Annotated in this window: 13 protein-coding genes; 5 read left to right on the top strand and 8 right to left on the bottom strand. The window is 66.9% G+C overall.

Annotated features, from left to right (window positions below; translation table 11 throughout):
- The first annotated feature begins 36 nt into the window (after positions 1–36).
- Genes AC1DFE_RS15755 through AC1DFE_RS15745 form a run of 3 tightly spaced genes read left to right on the top strand, consistent with a single transcriptional unit; the run spans position 37 to position 2,355 of the window.
- Positions 37–825, top strand: coding sequence for an alpha/beta hydrolase (locus AC1DFE_RS15755; RefSeq protein ID WP_476906813.1), 789 nt, complete (start codon positions 37–39; stop codon positions 823–825).
- Positions 822–1,634: an alpha/beta hydrolase gene (locus tag AC1DFE_RS15750; RefSeq protein WP_476906812.1), complete on the top strand. Its 813-nt coding sequence runs from the start codon at positions 822–824 to the stop codon at positions 1,632–1,634. Before AC1DFE_RS15755 ends, AC1DFE_RS15750 begins: the two co-directional genes overlap by 4 nt.
- Entirely contained in the window at positions 1,627–2,355 is a 729-nt protein-coding gene (locus tag AC1DFE_RS15745; RefSeq protein WP_476906811.1) for a hypothetical protein, read from the top strand. The genes AC1DFE_RS15750 and AC1DFE_RS15745 overlap by 8 nt, the downstream gene beginning before the upstream one ends.
- A gap of 25 nt (positions 2,356–2,380) precedes the next feature.
- Here the strand turns inward: AC1DFE_RS15745 and AC1DFE_RS15740 are convergent, their stop codons facing one another.
- The gene (locus AC1DFE_RS15740; protein ID WP_476906810.1) at positions 2,381–3,553 is read right to left on the bottom strand and encodes an ROK family glucokinase; all 1,173 of its coding nucleotides are present in this window, start codon (positions 3,551–3,553) and stop codon (positions 2,381–2,383) included.
- A gap of 194 nt (positions 3,554–3,747) precedes the next feature.
- Between AC1DFE_RS15740 and AC1DFE_RS15735 the strand changes: the two genes are divergently transcribed.
- Positions 3,748–5,568 carry an AMP-dependent synthetase/ligase gene (locus AC1DFE_RS15735; protein WP_476906809.1) on the top strand — a complete coding sequence of 607 codons (1,821 nt, stop codon included), beginning with the start codon at positions 3,748–3,750 and terminating at the stop codon, positions 5,566–5,568.
- Positions 5,569–5,650: 82 nt separating this feature from the next.
- On the opposite strand, the gene AC1DFE_RS15730 is transcribed toward AC1DFE_RS15735, so the two are convergent.
- Positions 5,651–7,030, bottom strand: coding sequence for a MinD/ParA family ATP-binding protein (locus tag AC1DFE_RS15730; RefSeq protein ID WP_476906808.1), 1,380 nt, complete (start codon positions 7,028–7,030; stop codon positions 5,651–5,653).
- Between the two features lie 194 nt (positions 7,031–7,224).
- Positions 7,225–10,620 (bottom strand): pyruvate carboxylase, encoded by a 3,396-nt coding sequence (locus AC1DFE_RS15725; protein ID WP_476906807.1) that lies wholly within the window; start codon positions 10,618–10,620, stop codon positions 7,225–7,227.
- Positions 10,621–10,990: 370 nt separating this feature from the next.
- Here AC1DFE_RS15725 and AC1DFE_RS15720 point away from each other — a divergent pair, with 370 nt between their 5' ends.
- Complete coding sequence (locus tag AC1DFE_RS15720) at positions 10,991–11,812, top strand: ParA family protein (RefSeq protein WP_476906806.1); 822 nt, start codon at positions 10,991–10,993, stop codon at positions 11,810–11,812.
- A 125-nt stretch (positions 11,813–11,937) separates the two neighbouring features.
- Here the strand turns inward: AC1DFE_RS15720 and AC1DFE_RS15715 are convergent, their stop codons facing one another.
- From AC1DFE_RS15715 to gcvH, 5 genes are all read right to left on the bottom strand, one after another.
- The gene (locus tag AC1DFE_RS15715) at positions 11,938–12,534 is read right to left on the bottom strand and encodes a MerR family transcriptional regulator (protein WP_476906805.1); all 597 of its coding nucleotides are present in this window, start codon (positions 12,532–12,534) and stop codon (positions 11,938–11,940) included.
- A gap of 253 nt (positions 12,535–12,787) precedes the next feature.
- A complete protein-coding gene (locus AC1DFE_RS15710; RefSeq protein WP_377997760.1) occupies positions 12,788–13,291 on the bottom strand; it encodes a bifunctional nuclease family protein in 504 nt (167 codons plus the stop codon).
- Positions 13,291–14,007 (bottom strand): transcriptional regulator FtsR, encoded by a 717-nt coding sequence (ftsR, locus tag AC1DFE_RS15705; RefSeq protein ID WP_043418625.1) that lies wholly within the window; start codon positions 14,005–14,007, stop codon positions 13,291–13,293. Before ftsR ends, AC1DFE_RS15710 begins: the two co-directional genes overlap by 1 nt.
- 22 nt (positions 14,008–14,029) lie before the next feature.
- Positions 14,030–14,506, bottom strand: coding sequence for an FHA domain-containing protein (locus AC1DFE_RS15700; protein ID WP_476906804.1), 477 nt, complete (start codon positions 14,504–14,506; stop codon positions 14,030–14,032).
- Positions 14,507–14,652: 146 nt separating this feature from the next.
- Entirely contained in the window at positions 14,653–15,039 is a 387-nt protein-coding gene (gene gcvH / locus AC1DFE_RS15695; RefSeq protein ID WP_476906803.1) for a glycine cleavage system protein GcvH, read from the bottom strand.
- Positions 15,040–15,193 lie beyond the last annotated feature (154 nt).

Below are 15,193 nucleotides of genomic sequence, written 5' to 3'. Positions count from 1 at the left end.
AGTGAGAATTGTCGCGAACAGTGACACGATGGTTTCATGACAGAAAGCAGCGACCGCACAAGGCCCGCCGCTTTCAGCTACGCGGGACACGGAACCAATGCGCGGATCGGAATCGCGATCTGCCACGGTTTCACAGGCAGTCCCCTCAGCATCCTGCCGTGGGCCGAATTCCTGGCCGGGCGCGGCTTCGCGGTCACGGTTCCGCTTCTCCCCGGGCACGGGACGAGCTGGCAGGATCTGGCCAGGACAGGATGGAAGGAGTGGCACGGCGCCTTCGAAGCGGCATATCTGGACCTGGCAGCCAGGACGGACGAATGCTACGTGGCCGGCCTTTCGATGGGCGGCGCCATCGCCCTGCGCACCGCATCCCGCCACGGCGTGGCGGGGGTCGCCGTCGTCAATCCCGGCCTGAGCTTCTACGACCGGCGGGTCCGGATCATCGGCCTGCTGAAGTACCTCCAAAGAACCACTGTGCCCATTGCGGAGGAAAGTCCGACGGCGGCCCCCACCGACGACGGCGACTACTCGGTAACGCCGCTGGCGGCGGTACACCAGTTGAAGAGGCTGTTCGCTGCCGCCCTGCGCGGGCTGCCGCGGATCACCGCTCCGGTGCTGGTCTTCAAGTCGGTCAATGACGCAGTAGTGCCTCCCACCTCGCTCAGCCTGATCCGGAAACGCCTCGGCTCGGCAACACTCGACGTGGTGCCGCTCAGGAACAGCGGCCACGTGGCTACGCTGGACGCGGACGCCCTGGAAATTTTCGAGTCCTCGGCGCGGTTCTTCCAGCTGCATTCCCGAAGCCACATACCGTCGGAGAAGTCATGACCACCGTTCCCGATCACAGCCCGTTCAGCAGCGCTTTCTCCGGCGCGGGCCCGTCCATCGGCATCGCCCTGTCCCACGGCTTCACCGGCAGTCCGCACAGCGTGCGTTCCTGGGCACAGGCCTTCGCCGGCGCCGGCTTTGCCGTCAGGATGCCGCTGCTGCCGGGCCACGGCACCACGTGGCAGGAGCTCTCCCGCAGCCGCTGGGCGGAGTGGCATGACGTGATGGACGCCGCCTACCTTGAACTTGAGTCCGAGTGCGACCTCGTCTTCGCCGCCGGCCTGTCCATGGGCGGCGCCCTGGCACTCCGCCTCGCCGCGACCAGGCATGTCGCCGGAGCCATCGTGGTCAACCCCGGGCTCGTCATCGATGACCCGCGGGCCCCGCTGGCGGGCATCCTCAAGCTGGTCCTCAAGAGCACGCCGGCCATAGCCAACGACATCAGGAAGCAGGGCGTTGACGAGGGCGCATACTCCCGCACCCCGGTGGCAGCCGCCCACGAACTGAATAAAATGTTCAAGGACACGGTCCGGCTGCTGCCACGCATCACGGCGCCGGTGCGGGTGTTCCGCTCCACGGTGGACCACGTTGTGTCCGATTCCAGCATCACGGCCCTGCGGCGCGGGCTTACCCACGCCCCGCTGCAGCTCACGCGGCTCGAGAACAGTTACCACGTGGCCACGCTGGACCACGATGCCAACCAGATCTTCAGCGGCTCGGTGGACTTCATCCGCTCCGTGGTGGCAGACCTCCACCACGGGTCCGCCGACTCCGCGATAGCCAGCCAGAAGGGCGCCACCGATGAATAGGCCCGATTCGAATTCGTCAGATCCGAGCGCAAACCAGGACGATGCCGTCTGGCTCGACCTCGTGGCCAGGCTCCAGGGCGACGACACGGTTCCGGAGCCGGACGCAGCCACCGGCACAGGCAGCGAATCCGCCGCCGCCGAGCCGCCGCGCCATCAGGGCGGTCCGAGGCACAGCACCGCTTCAAGCGATGACGCAGCCGGCGAAGACTCAGCCGACGACGCCGGCTCTGCACGGGCAAAACGATGGGGCGCAGAACAGCCAGGCGCGGGCGCCAGCCCGGAAAGCGCGGCAAGGCACTTCACTGACTTCGATCCGCTGGGCCTGGCGCCCCGGGCGCCACGCGAACTGTCGGCCGCCGAGCGGCAGCAGGCGGCAGACCGGGAGAAAGAGGCCGCGGAGCAGGCGAAAGCCGCCCTGTCCGGGCAAGGAGACGTTCCGGCCGGCGCCGGGGATCCTCGCAACTACGACGTCGAGGACGACGCCGGCGAGTTCGTCCCGGAGGATCCACCCAAGCTCTCGGCGACGGATCCGCTGACCATGCTCGCTTGGCTGGGCGCCGTGGGCGCCCCCGTTGCCCTGGTCCTGTCGTCGATGTTCTGGCGTTCCGCGCCGCTGCTCGCAATCCTCGGCATGGTGGCCGTGTTCGTCGGCGCTGTGGTGTATCTGATCATGAAGCTGCCGCAGGAGAAAGACGAGAACGACGACGGCGCCCGGGTCTGACTACCGCCCGGGTCTGACTACACTGTCAGCGGTGGGTCCGGCTGCTGACCCGGGACAGATCGGCAGCGCCGATCAGGCCGGCGTTGGGCCCGAGGGCGGCCAGCTCGATTTCTGCGGCCGGACGGAATCCGCGCCCGGTGAGGTTGCGGGCAAAGGCCTTGCGCGCCGGAGCCACCAGCAGTTCGCCGGCTGCGCAGAGTCCGCCGCCAATCACGAACTTCCCAGGGTCGAGGGCGGCGGCAAGGTTCGCCAGCCCCAGCCCCAGCCAGTCCCCCACATCCTCCAGGAGCTCCCGGGAAGCGGCGTCGCCGGCGATCGCCAGCTCTGTCACCGTGGCTCCGGTGATGCGGTCTGCCCTTCCGTCCACGGCCTTGAGGAGTTCCTGTGCCACCGGCGAGTTCGCCATGGCCAGTTCCCTGGCCTCGCGGCCTAGGGCGTTGCCCGAGGCGTACTGTTCCCAACATCCGCGGTTACCGCATTCGCACCGGTGGCCGCCGGGCATGATGATCTGGTGGCCGAACTCGCCCGCCACCCCGAACCTGCCGCGCTCAACGTGCCCGTCCATCACCATGGCTCCCCCGATGCCGGTTCCCAGGGTGATGCAAACCAGCCGATCCTGTCCCTGGCCGGTGCCAAAGCGCCATTCGGCCCAGGCCGCCGCGTCGGCGTCGTTGACCAGCATCACGGGCCTGCGCAGCAGGTGCTGCAGGTTTTCCCGCAACGGTTCGTTCCGCCAGGCCAGGTGCGGACTGAACAGCACCGTGCCGCCGTCGAGGTCCATCCAGCCGGCGGCGCCGATGCCCACCGACCTGATCCGGGCGCCGACGCTCAACTCTTCAACCAGCTCCACGATGACGCGCTCCACCGCGCGGGGGTCGCTTCCCGGCGTGGACCGGCGCGCCTCGCGCAGGATGTGACCCTCGGAGTCCACCACGCCGGCGGCCACCTTGGTGCCGCCAATATCGATGCCGATGGCAAGCCCCCGCCGGCCCAGCCGGAGTTGCTGCCGGAACAAGCGGTGGCCGGCCAGCCTGCCGTGCTGCGCCTCAGCACCCCGCGACGCTGAAGCCCGCGGCGCTGAAGCCCGCGACGCCCAGCGCGGCGCCCCAGCCCGCCGTGACGGCCACCCACCCTCCTGGCCGCTCCGGCCGGAGTCGAGTGGCGGGGCTGACGGCTCAGTGGGCGGAGAGGGCTGCATAGTCCCCCATTCTAGGTGTCACTGCAGGGCGTCTTCGCAGGTACAACACACAAATGACATGCCCAGCGCACTAGCACCGCGCACCCCTTCGACGTAAAGTTACCGACGGGTAACACCGATCTGCCGGGCACCGGTACGTGAGGCACTAAGGTTAGGATTACCCGCTGCGGCCAACGGATATCAAAGGAGCTAACGTGCGCGAATTCAGCGTTCCGCCCCTGGCGAACGTACCCCTGGACAGCAACATCACGGACCTTGTGCTGCGCCAGGCGGCGAAGGCGTCAGACCCTGCCCTGTTTTCGCGCCTCGATTCCGCCGGCCAGTGGCAGGACATCCGGGCCAGGGCGTTCGTAGCCGAAGTTTCCGCTCTTGCCAAGGGGCTCATCGCCAGCGGGGTCGGCGTGGGTGACCGCGTCGGGATCATGTCCCGGACCCGCTACGAGTGGGCACTCATCGACTTCGCCATCTGGTTCGCAGGTGGCGTTTCCGTTCCCATTTACGAGACGTCTTCACCTTCGCAGGTCGCCTGGAACCTCGGCGACTCCGGCGCGGTCGCTGCGTTCGGGGAATCGGACCACCACGAAAACATCATCAGGCAGGCGGCTGCCACCGAGGGGCTGACGGAACTCGCCCACGTGTGGCAACTGGACAGGGACGGCCTGGACGCCGTGCGGGCGGCCGGGGCCGCCGTCAGCGACGACGAGCTCGAAGTCCGGCGGCGCTCCGCCGGACTCCGCGACCTCGCCACCATCATCTACACTTCGGGCACCACGGGCCGGCCCAAGGGGTGCGAACTGACCCATGGGAACTTCGTGGGGCTGTCCGAGAATGCCCTGGCCACGTCACTGAGCCGCATCGTCAATGAGCAGGCCCGGACCATCATGTTCCTGCCGCTGGCGCACGTCTTCGCGCGCTTCATCTCGGTGCTGGCCGTGGCCGCCGGCGTCACCGTGGCCCACACCCCTGACATCAAGCACCTGCTGCCCGATCTGCAGAGCTACAAGCCGACATTCATCCTTGCCGTTCCGCGGGTGTTTGAAAAGGTGTACAACTCGGCCCTCACCAAGGCCGAGGACGGCGGCAAGGGCGCGATCTTCCTCAGGGCCGCCGACACGGCCATCGCATACTCGCGGGCAAGGCAGGCCGGCGGCATCGGCCTCGGCCTGAAGATCAGGCACGCGATCTTCGACAAGCTCGTCTACGGCAAGCTCCGCGCCGCCATGGGCGGCGAGGTGGCGCACGCGGTGTCCGGCGGTGGCCCGCTGGGAGAGCGGCTGGGCCACTTCTTCCAGGGCATCGGCCTGCAGATCCTGGAAGGCTACGGCCTCACCGAAACCACGGCACCCGTCAGCGTGAACACGCCGGAGCGGATCAAGATCGGCACGGTCGGTGTGCCCATTGCGGGCAACAGCGTGAGGATAGCCGACGACGGCGAGATCCTCGTCAAGGGCACGTGCGTCATGCGGGGGTACTACAAGCGCCCCGACCTCACGGAGGAGTCGTTCGTTGATGACTGGTTCCGCACCGGAGACATCGGCCAGCTGGACGATGATGGCTACCTGCTGATTACCGGCCGCAAGAAGGAAATCATTGTCACCGCGGGCGGCAAGAATGTGGTTCCCGCACTGCTCGAGGACCAGATCCGGGCCGATGCGCTGGTGTCCCAGGTTCTCGTCGTCGGCGACAACCGCCCCTTCATCGGCGCCCTCGTGACGCTCGATGAGGAAGCCCTTCCGGGGTGGCTGCAGCGCCACGGCCTGCCGGCGGACACCAGCCTTAGCGACGCCGCCGAGCACCCCGAGGTGAAGGCCGCCGTGCAGGAGCTCATCAACCAGGCCAACCAGTCAGTGTCGCAGGCGGAGGCCATCAAGTCCTTCAGGATCGTGCCGAGCGACTTCACCGAAGCCTCCGGCCACCTGACCCCGTCCATGAAGGTCAAGCGCGCCCAGGTCATGAAGGACTTCGACGCGGTGATCGACGAAATGTACAAGTCGCCGAAGCCCACCCGCGCCTAAGTGAGGAGTTTTCGTCCACTTGTCGCGACTTCCGGGGCCTCCAGGGGCCAACAAGTGGACAAAAACTCCCGACGACGGGAGGTTAGTCCTGCTGCAGTTCGTCCACCACCAGTGCGGCCAGCTCCACGGCGGCAGCACGCGTTGCCGGCTTCAGCTGGCCCAGGCGGATCCGGGAGCCTTCGGCGAGGTGCCGGTCATGCGGAATCCGCACCACGTTCTTCACCCGGGACAGGAAGTGCTGCTCGATTTCGTCGATATTGACCCGGGTGCGGTTCCCGGCGGCCATGTTGATGACCACCGTTGCTTTGGCGACCAGATCTTGGCGGCCGTGGGCTTCCAGCCAGGACAGGGTCTCGGAGGCCAGCCGGGCCTCATCCACGCTGCCGCCCGAGACGAGCACCACGGCGTCGGCCTTTTCCAGGGTGCCCTTCATGACCGAGTGGACCATGCCGGTGCCTGAGTCGGTGAGCACGATCGAGTAGTACCGGCCCATGATGTCGGTGACGGCCCGGTAGTCGGCGTCGTCGAAGGCGTGGGCAACGGTGGGGTCAGTGTCCGAGGCCAGCACGTCGAGGCGCGAACCGTCCCTCGCCGTGTAGTTGGACAGCTGGGCGAACGAGTTAACCGTGAACCTGTCCTTCACCAGCTGCCGGGCCGTGAAATCTGCCCGGCCCGGCGAACGGTCCGAGAGGGTGCCCCGGTCCGGATTCGCATCCATCGCGATGACCCGGTCCTCGCGCAGCTCCGCCAGCACCATGCCCAGCAGGGTGGTAACGGTGGTCTTGCCCACCCCGCCCTTGCGCGAGAGCACCGGCACGTACCGGGTCCGCTCCCCCAACCGCGTGGCGATGCGGTGCTCCATGGCACGCTGGATGCGGACCTGGTCCGAATCACCCAGATTCACGTAACCCAGGGTTGCCTGGTACAGCCAGCGGCGCCAGCCGGAAACCGGAGCGGCAGCGCTCCTGGTCAGGAGACGGTCTGCGGTCAGGGACGCAGCCGGCTCCGGCCCCTCGGGCCGGTCCCGGCGCCCGGGGAGGTCCTTCGCTAATTCAGCCGGCGGCTCTTCACCCGACGCCGGTTCGGCAGCGGCGGTTGTGTCTGCTGCACCTGCCGGTGCTGTGCCCTCGGCGGCTGTGGCGGTGGCGGCTGCGCCAGACTCGTCGATATCCCCGGCGGTAGCCCCCGGGCCGGCGGTCACGACGGGCATGGCCGCAGACGCCGTTCCCTGCTGCACCACGCCGCTGACTGCGGAGAGCGAGCCGGCGGAGGTGCGGTCCTGGGCGTCGGAAACAGTCACCACACTGATATCCCCCGTCGCCGCGGCCCCGGTGACCTCTGTCGGGGACCCTCCGCTGGCGCTGGCCCCCGGCTCCCCTGCAACGTCGGCCACGCTGTCCTTGGAGATAGAGGGGCTCCGGTCAGGGCGCGGCCCGGGATTGGGCGTGTTGGTCTGCGTCATGGCTTCCGCTCTGTTTTGTCCTGGCTGCCGGCAGGGTTCCGGCGGCCGGTGTGGTTCGGAAATGGCTGTGGGGGCGGCTTCGCGCCGTCCCCACAACCCTTTTCTGTCTTCCACCCTACCTGCAGGGCGGCCGCCAGCCGCCCCGCAGGCTATTCAGCGGCCATTTACACGACCGTCGTTTATGCGACCGTCTGCTATTCGACGACGATCAGCAGGTCACCACCCTGGACCTGTTCCACGGCAGAAATGGCCAGCCGCGTCACCTTGCCGCCCACCGGCGTCGTGATGGATGCCTCCATCTTCATTGCCTCGATGGTGGCAACCGTGTCACCGGCGTTGACGGTGTCGCCCGCCTTGACGGTGACCGTCACGGCCCCTGCGAAGGGAGCGGCGACATGACCCGGCACGGATGTGTCCGCCTTCTCGGCCGCCTTCACATTGCTGATCACGGACTTGTCGCGCACCGAGACCGGGCGGGACTGCCCGTTGAGCGTGCACATGACCGAGCGCATGCCCTTCTCGTCCGGCTCCGACACGGCTTCCAGGGACGCGATGAGGCGCACACCCTTTTCGAGCTGGATCACGTGCTCCTCGCCGCGCTGCAGGCCGTAGAGGTAGTCGCGGGTGTCCAGGACTGACACGTTGCCGTACGTCTCGACGCTCTTGAGGTAGTCCTTCGTCGGACCGGCGAAGAGCAGCCGGTTCAGCGTCTGCTGGCGGGTCTTCGAGTCGCCGCGGAGAGCCTGGCTGTCCTCGGCGCTCAGCTCGGCGTCGCGCACCTTGATGCTGCGGCCCTGAAGGGCCTTGGTGCGGAACGGCTCCGGCCAGCCTCCGGGAGGATCGCCCAGCTCACCGGACAGGAACCCGATGACGGAGTCGGGGATGTCGTAGTTCTGCGGGTTCTCGTTGAAGTCGGCCGGGTCGGCGTTCAGCCCGACGAGGTGCAGGGCGAGGTCGCCCACCACCTTCGACGACGGGGTCACCTTGACCAGGTGGCCCAGGATCCGGTCCGCGGCCGTGTACATGTCCTCGATCGCCTCGAAGCGCTCGCCCAGGCCCAGCGCCATGGCCTGCTGGCGGAGGTTGGACAGCTGCCCGCCCGGGATTTCGTGCTGGTACACGCGGCCGGTGGGACCCGGAAGACCCGATTCGAAGGGAGCGTAAACCCGGCGCACGGCCTCCCAGTACGGCTCGAGGGAGCTGACCGCGGCCAGGCTGAGCCCGGTGTCACGTTCCGTGTGGGCCAGCGCTGCAACCAGGGCCGACGCCGACGGCTGGCTCGTGGTGCCGGCCAGCGATGCCGAAGCGACGTCGACGGCGTCGACGCCTACATCCACTGCCGCAAGCAGGGTGGCGAGCTGGCCACCGGCGGTGTCATGGGTGTGCAGGTGGACCGGAAGGTCGAACCGTTCCCGCAGCGCCGCGACGAGTTTCGCCGCGGCTGCCGGACGCAGCAGGCCTGCCATGTCCTTGATGGCCAGGATGTGGGCACCGGCGTCGACAATCTTGTCCGCCAGGTCCAGGTAGTAGTCCAGCGTGTAGAGCTTCTCTTCCGGGTCCAGCATGTCGCCCGTGTAGCACAGGGCAACCTCGGCGACGGCGGTGCCGGTGGCCCGCACGGCGCGGATGGCCGGCGCCATCTGGCTGACGTCGTTTAGTGCGTCGAAAATGCGGAAGATGTCGATGCCGGTGGCCGCTGCCTCGTTGACGAAGGCTTCGGTCACTTCCTCGGGGTACGGGGTATAGCCCACGGTGTTCCGGCCGCGGAGCAGCATCTGCAGGCAGATGTTGGGCAGCGTCCTGCGCAGCGCCGCCAGCCGGTCCCAGGGATCCTCGCCGAGGAACCGCAGTGCGACATCGTAGGTGGCGCCGCCCCAGGCTTCAACGGACAGCAGTTCCGGCAGGAGGGCGGAGACTGCGGGTGCGGCGGCCACGAGGTCCCTCGTGCGGACGCGGGTGGCCAGCAGGGACTGGTGGGCGTCGCGGAAGGTGGTGTCGGTGACGGCGACGGCCTTCTGTTCGCGCAGCGCCTTGGCGAAGCCCTCCGGGCCGAGTTCCAGGAGCCGCTGGCGGGAGCCGGGCCGGGCCTCAGCGCCGGTGACTGAGGGGAGCTTGTCCGCGGGGTCGGTGTGGACCGGAAGCTCGCCGTTGGGCTTGTTCACGGTTACCTCGGCGAGCCACGTCAGCAGCTTGGTGCCGCGGTCGGCGGAAACACGCGCCTTCAGCAGTTCGGGCCGTTCGTCGATAAAGGACGTGGCCACGTTGCCGGCGATGAAGTCCGGATCGTCAAGCACGGCCTGGAGGAACGAGATGTTGGTGGAGACACCGCGGATACGGAACTCCGCCAGGGACCGGCGCGCCCGGGCAACCGCGGCGGGGTAGTCCCGGCCGCGGCAGGTGAGCTTCACCAGCATGGAGTCGAAGTGCGGGCTGATCTCGGCACCCGAGTAGACGGTGCCGCCGTCGAGCCTTACGCCGGCGCCGCCGGCGGAGCGGTAACCGGTGATCTTTCCGACGTCGGGCCGGAAGCCGTTGGCCGGATCCTCGGTGGTGATGCGGCTCTGCAGCGCGGCGCCCTTGAGGAAGACTGTCTCCTGGGACAGGCCCAGGTCGGCCAGGGTCTCGCCGGCGGCGATGCGCATCTGCGCCTGGACGAGGTCCACGTCGGTGACCTCTTCGGTGACCGTGTGCTCAACCTGGATGCGGGGGTTCATTTCGATAAAGACGTGCTGTCCGGCGCGTTCACCCACGGTGTCCACGAGGAACTCGACCGTTCCGGCGTTGACGTAGTTCAGGGCCTTGGCGAACTTCACGGCGTCCCGGTAGAGGGCCTGGCGGATGCCTTCGTCCAGGTTGGGGGCCGGGGCGATCTCGATGACCTTCTGGTGGCGGCGCTGGATGGAACAGTCACGCTCGAAGAGGTGCATGACGTTGCCCTCGGCGTCGGCCAGGATCTGGACCTCGATGTGGCGCGGGCGGAGCACGGCCTGCTCGAGGAACATGGTGGGGTCACCGAACGCGGCGTCGGCCTCGCGCATGGCCGCCTGCAGCGCCTCCGGCAAGGCTTCGCGGGTGTCGACGCGGCGCATGCCGCGCCCGCCGCCGCCTGCCACAGCCTTGGCAAAGATGGGGAAGCCGATCTGATCCGCAGCTGCGATCAGTTCGTCAAGATCCTTCGACGGCGCGCTCGACTTCAGGACGGGGACGCCAGCCTTGCGGGCGGCCTCCAGTGCGGCCACCTTATTGCCGGCGAGCTCCAGCACCTCCGCGGGCGGACCCACGAAGGTGATGCCGGCGGCCTTCGCGGCACGCGCAAGGTCAGGGTTCTCCGACAGGAAGCCGTAGCCGGGGTAGATGGCGTCCGCTCCGGCCTCCTTCGCCACGCGCACCACTTCGTCGACGTCCAGGTAGGCGCGGACGGGGTGGCCCTCTTCGCCAATCAGATACGCCTCGTCGGCCTTCTGGCGGTGGATCGAGTTACGGTCCTCATTGGGGAACACGGCGACTGTCTTGGCGCCCAGTTCGTAGGCAGCACGGAAAGCACGGATTGCGATTTCTCCGCGGTTGGCCACCAGAATCTTGGAAAACATACTTCTCCTGCATCATTGCGGGTGTATCGGTAAGTGGTCACAGTGTGTAAGACGGGCCGGACGAAACACAAATCATTGTGTCTACCATCACAGAATTATCCGTCATCTGCGGACCATATTCACTGCCGGCCCGTATTTTCTGCTGTTTATGCTGCCGCCGCACGGCCGCCTGCGCTGCTGCCCAGTGACAACGGAGGGAGGGCCGGGCGTGGAGGCATGCCCGGATCCGGATAAGAAGGGATTCGGGCCGAGGTCCACATATGATGAATGGGGCGGCGGAAGCCTGCCCCTGTTCCGGCAGCACCATCCGGCGGCACCGGAACGGAACGTACCCCAACACGGCAACCGGCGTTAGGTATTGGTTTATCAAGTGCAAGTAGTCAGCATCAGCAGCCTCAAGGGCGGTGTCGGCAAGACATCCGTTACAACCGGACTGGCGTCTGCGGCACTGGCCGCAGGCATCCCAACCCTCGTAGTGGACCTCGATCCCCATGCGGACGCCAGCACAGCCCTCGGGGTGCAGCCCAGCGACAGGCTGGACATCGGCAGGATGCTGAAGAATCCGCGCAAGGCCAAACTTTCCGAGAACGTCGTATCCAGCGGCTGGATCAGCCGGGTAGCAGTGAACGGTTCCGGCCCGGCGGTGCTCGACGTCGCCGTCGGGTCCGCATACACCGGCATCTACGACCGGCCCGACCTCGGCAAGCGCGATCTTCGCAGGCTGTCCGCTGTGCTGTCCGGCGCAGACACCTACGAACTCATCCTTGTGGACTGCCCGCCGTCCCTGAACGGCCTCACGCGCATGGCTTGGTCCGCAAGCAACAAGGTGGCCCTGGTCGCCGAGCCCGGCCTCTTCTCGGTGGCCGGCACCGAGCGCACCATGCGGGCCATCCAGCTGTTCCGCCAGGAATTTGCGCCCAACCTGTCCCCAGCGGGCATCGTGGCCAACCGCGTGCGCTCCGGATCCTCCGAGCACGCTTTCCGGCTTGCTGAGATGCAGGCGATGTTCGGCGACCTCCTGCTCACTCCGCACATCCCGGAACAGGCCAACTGGCAGCAGATCCAGGGCGCAGCGCATTCCGTCCACCACTGGCCGGGCGACTCCGCCAAGGCCGCGGCCGGGCTCTACGACACGCTGCTCGGGAACCTCATGGCCACCAACAAGACCAGCCGCAGCCGGAGCGCCCGCTAACTAACAGGAAGCTGGGAATCCCACACTGTCTCCCGGCCGCAAACGCAGACGGCCGCAGCCTCAAACGCAGAGAAGGTCGCCTCCCCAACGGGAAGCGGCCTTCTCCTTGCTTTTTGTGGCTGGCGCTAGCCGGTCTTGCGGGCCGCGCGGCGCTTGCTGAGTTCGTCGTCCGGGAACGTCTGCACGCCGGCGTGCTCGCTGGGCAGCGAGGCGAGGCTTCCCTCGACTTCGCGCCACACGCGCCCCACGGCGATGCCGAAGACGCCCTGGCCGCCCTGCACGAGGTCGATGACCTCGTCCGCGGAGGTACATTCGTAGACGCTGGCGCCGTCGCTCATGAGGGTGATCTGTGCAAGGTCCTCGACGCCGCGTTCGCGGAGGTGCTCCACGGCGCTGCGGATCTGCTGCAGCGAGACGCCGGTGTCCAGCAGCCGCTTGACGACCTTAAGGACCAGGATGTCGCGGAAACCGTACAGCCGCTGGGAACCGGAGCCTGCTGCGCCGCGGACTGCAGGCTCGACGAGGCCGGTGCGGGCCCAGTAGTCGAGCTGCCGGTAGGTGATGCCGGCGGCCTTGCAGGCCGTCGGCCCGCGGTAGCCGGCGTCCTCGTCCAGGACCGGGAGATCCTCGGTGAAGAGAAGGCCCTGAGCGCCGCTTGCAGGCACGGCAACGCCGGCCGTCGAGGGCTGCTTCAGCTCGCCTGCTTCGCCTTTCGGACTCACGTGGATCCTCCTTGTCATGAGCTCCCCTGAGGAAGTTGCCGCAACAGCTGCTACGCGCATGAAGTCCGGATGAAATTCACGCTTGTAATTCGGCCGGAGTAGCACTTTCCAGTGTGACTTGCGCCGCTGTCGTATGCAATGGGAACTTGGTACCTTCGACGTTAGGCCTGCCACGGCCCAAGGTCAAAGACGTTCGCATGATTATTGGGGCGTGTCGAAAGGTTCAGCCTTAACTTTAACCTTAACGTGACCTTTAGCCGTCGAAATCCTCGGGTTCCACGTCGTCCAGGAACTCCCGGAACCTCCGCAGCTCGCGCTCCTCGTCAACGGTGGGCCCGGGCTCCGTGTCCTCACCCTCGTCATGCTCGGTGATGCGCACGCCGGCCTCGTCCATGACAGAGTCAGCGCACCAGATCCGACACTTGGCGCGCAGTGCGATGGCGAGGGCGTCGGACGCCCGGGAGCTTACTGTGGCCCCGTTGTCGAACTGGAGCTGGCCGTAAAAGATGTTGTCCTCCACCGCCACGATGTTCACGCTGACCACGGAATGGCCGAGCGTCTCCACGACGTCCACGAGGAGGTCGTGGGTCATGGGACGCGGCGGCACCACGCCCTGCTGGGCCAGCGCGATGGCGCTGGCCTCGGGCGTGCCGATCCAGATGGGCACGTGCCGTTCTCCGTGCATCTCCCGCAGCAGAACCAGTGGCTGGTTTGAGGGCAGTTCGATGCGGACGCCCACAATCTCGACTTCAATCATCAGATTTCCATCCGCGAAATACGGTCCTGGACAAGGGCCCGGTGCAGGGTGAGGCAAAGGTCGCTGATCTCCCGGGCGGCCTCGGCCGCGCGGGCCTGTGACGCAGCGTCCCTGCGCGAGGTGAGGGTGGCCACGGCGCGTTCCACGAGTCCGAACTCGCGCTCCGCGGCCGCTTGGAAGGGGCGGAGGTGCCGGGGCTCCAGGCCGTGGCTCTCCAGCTGGACGCAGGCGCGGGCCACCTGGAGAGCGTGCTCGTCGAATTTGCCGTCGGTGTGCCCGATGAGGCCGAAGCTCAGCAGGGACTGCAGGAGCGGCACGCTGGCGCCCGACTCCGCGCGCAGCTGCTCTTCACTGAGCCTGCGCGCCTTGTTCTGCAGTTCCGCGGCGAGTTCGTCCGAGACGATCCGCGGGGACACCGTCACCCCGGGCGGAAGGTTCTCCGGCCGCTCGCCCCTGTCGATCGCGTCAAGGTAATCCTTGATGACCTTCAGTGGCAGGTACTGGTCGCGCTGGAGCGACAGGACAAAGCGAAGCCGTTCGACGTCGCTGTCCGAGTACTGCCGGTAACCGGCAGGCGTGCGCCGCGGATTGATGAGCCCCTTTTCCTCAAGGAACCTGATTTTTGACGCCGTCATGCTCGGAAAGTCATCGCTCAATTGAGCGAGCACTTCCCCGATGTTCAGGACCAGCGGTCCCCGGCGCTCCGGTTGTGCCATTGCCACAGGCAGCCGCTCCGAATCAGACGCGTCCTGCTGCGCGGGCAGGGCTCAGGTAGAAGGTGAGACGGAACTTGCCAATCTGGACTTCGTTTCCGGACCTCAGTTCCACGCTGTCCACGCGGTCATGGTTGACATAGGTGCCGTTCAGGCTTCCGGTGTCCACCACCTCGAAGCTCCGCGGTGTGCGCCGGAACTCGACGTGCCGGCGGGACACCGTCACGTCGTCGAGGAAAATGTCAGCATCCGGGTGCCGCCCGGCCGTGGTGACATCGGAGTCAAGAAGAAAACGGGCACCCGAGTTCGGCCCGCTGTGGGCCACGAGCAGGGCAGAGCCGGAGGGCAGTGCCTCGACGGCAGAGCGCTCCTCAGGGGAAAGCTTGGGCACGATCGTGGGCTCATCACGAATTGGAGTGAGGTTGATCGAGGTGGTTTCCGAGGACCTGCCCGCACCTGTGCCGTAATCGCCGTTGGTGTGGTTCCGTTCGCCGCCAACCATGGATTCCTCCTCTTTCGTTGCAGATGTCCCCCTGCAATCAACGCGTACCGTCCGGGACTGCCTGGCAGCCCCGGTATGCCGCCCACCGACCGGCCATCGGGCTCCAATGCTGGACTCCGCAGGCCGGGCAGCGGGACCGGTTAGCTTTAGCCTACCTGTTGTTCGTACTCCGATGCACTGAGCAGGGAATCCACCGCATCAGCTTCGGCGAGCTTGACTTCAATGAGCCAGCCGTCACCGTACGGATCGGAGTTGATAAGGGCTGAATCGGTGTCGAGTGCCTCGTTGCGGGCCACGATTTCGCCCGAGACGGGCGCGTAAATATCGCTGACGCTCTTGGTGGATTCGACCTCACCCACGACGTCGTTTGCCTTAACACTGGTACCAACTTCGGGCATCTGGGCGTAGACGACATCCCCGAGGGCGTCCTGGGCGAAGTCAGTGATCCCCACGCGGACCACACCATCGGCGTTCGGTGCGGACACCCATTCGTGTTCGGCGGTGTAGGACAGATCAGAGGGAATGTTGCTCATCAGGGGCCTTTCATCGGGTCTATCACCAATGTCAACGGAGGCTTGGGGAACAGCCACCGGTTGAAAGTATATGCACAACTCCCTGGGCCCCGGATGTGCCATGATGCCCCCGCGGGAGCCGCCCAATCCGGCGTGGGGTGTGGCAAAGTGGTGC

The sequence above is a fragment of the Arthrobacter sp. 05T423 genome (assembly GCF_056396245.1).
This window is presented reverse-complemented; position numbering and strand designations above follow the sequence as displayed.

Bases quoted from the DNA above. Each gene is read 5' to 3' on its own strand.
- AC1DFE_RS15755 (WP_476906813.1), top strand. From the start codon at position 37: ATGACAGAAAGCAGCGACCGCACAAGGCCCGCCGCTTTCAGCTACGCG.
- AC1DFE_RS15750 (WP_476906812.1), top strand. From the start codon at position 822: ATGACCACCGTTCCCGATCACAGCCCGTTCAGCAGCGCTTTCTCCGGC.
- AC1DFE_RS15745 (WP_476906811.1), top strand. From the start codon at position 1,627: ATGAATAGGCCCGATTCGAATTCGTCAGATCCGAGCGCAAACCAGGAC.
- AC1DFE_RS15740 (WP_476906810.1), bottom strand. From the start codon at position 3,553: ATGCAGCCCTCTCCGCCCACTGAGCCGTCAGCCCCGCCACTCGACTCC.
- AC1DFE_RS15730 (WP_476906808.1), bottom strand. From the start codon at position 7,030: ATGACGCAGACCAACACGCCCAATCCCGGGCCGCGCCCTGACCGGAGC.
- AC1DFE_RS15725 (WP_476906807.1), bottom strand. From the start codon at position 10,620: ATGTTTTCCAAGATTCTGGTGGCCAACCGCGGAGAAATCGCAATCCGT.
- AC1DFE_RS15710 (WP_377997760.1), bottom strand. From the start codon at position 13,291: ATGATTGAAGTCGAGATTGTGGGCGTCCGCATCGAACTGCCCTCAAAC.
- ftsR (WP_043418625.1), bottom strand. From the start codon at position 14,007: ATGGCACAACCGGAGCGCCGGGGACCGCTGGTCCTGAACATCGGGGAA.
- AC1DFE_RS15700 (WP_476906804.1), bottom strand. From the start codon at position 14,506: ATGGTTGGCGGCGAACGGAACCACACCAACGGCGATTACGGCACAGGT.
- gcvH (WP_476906803.1), bottom strand. From the start codon at position 15,039: ATGAGCAACATTCCCTCTGATCTGTCCTACACCGCCGAACACGAATGG.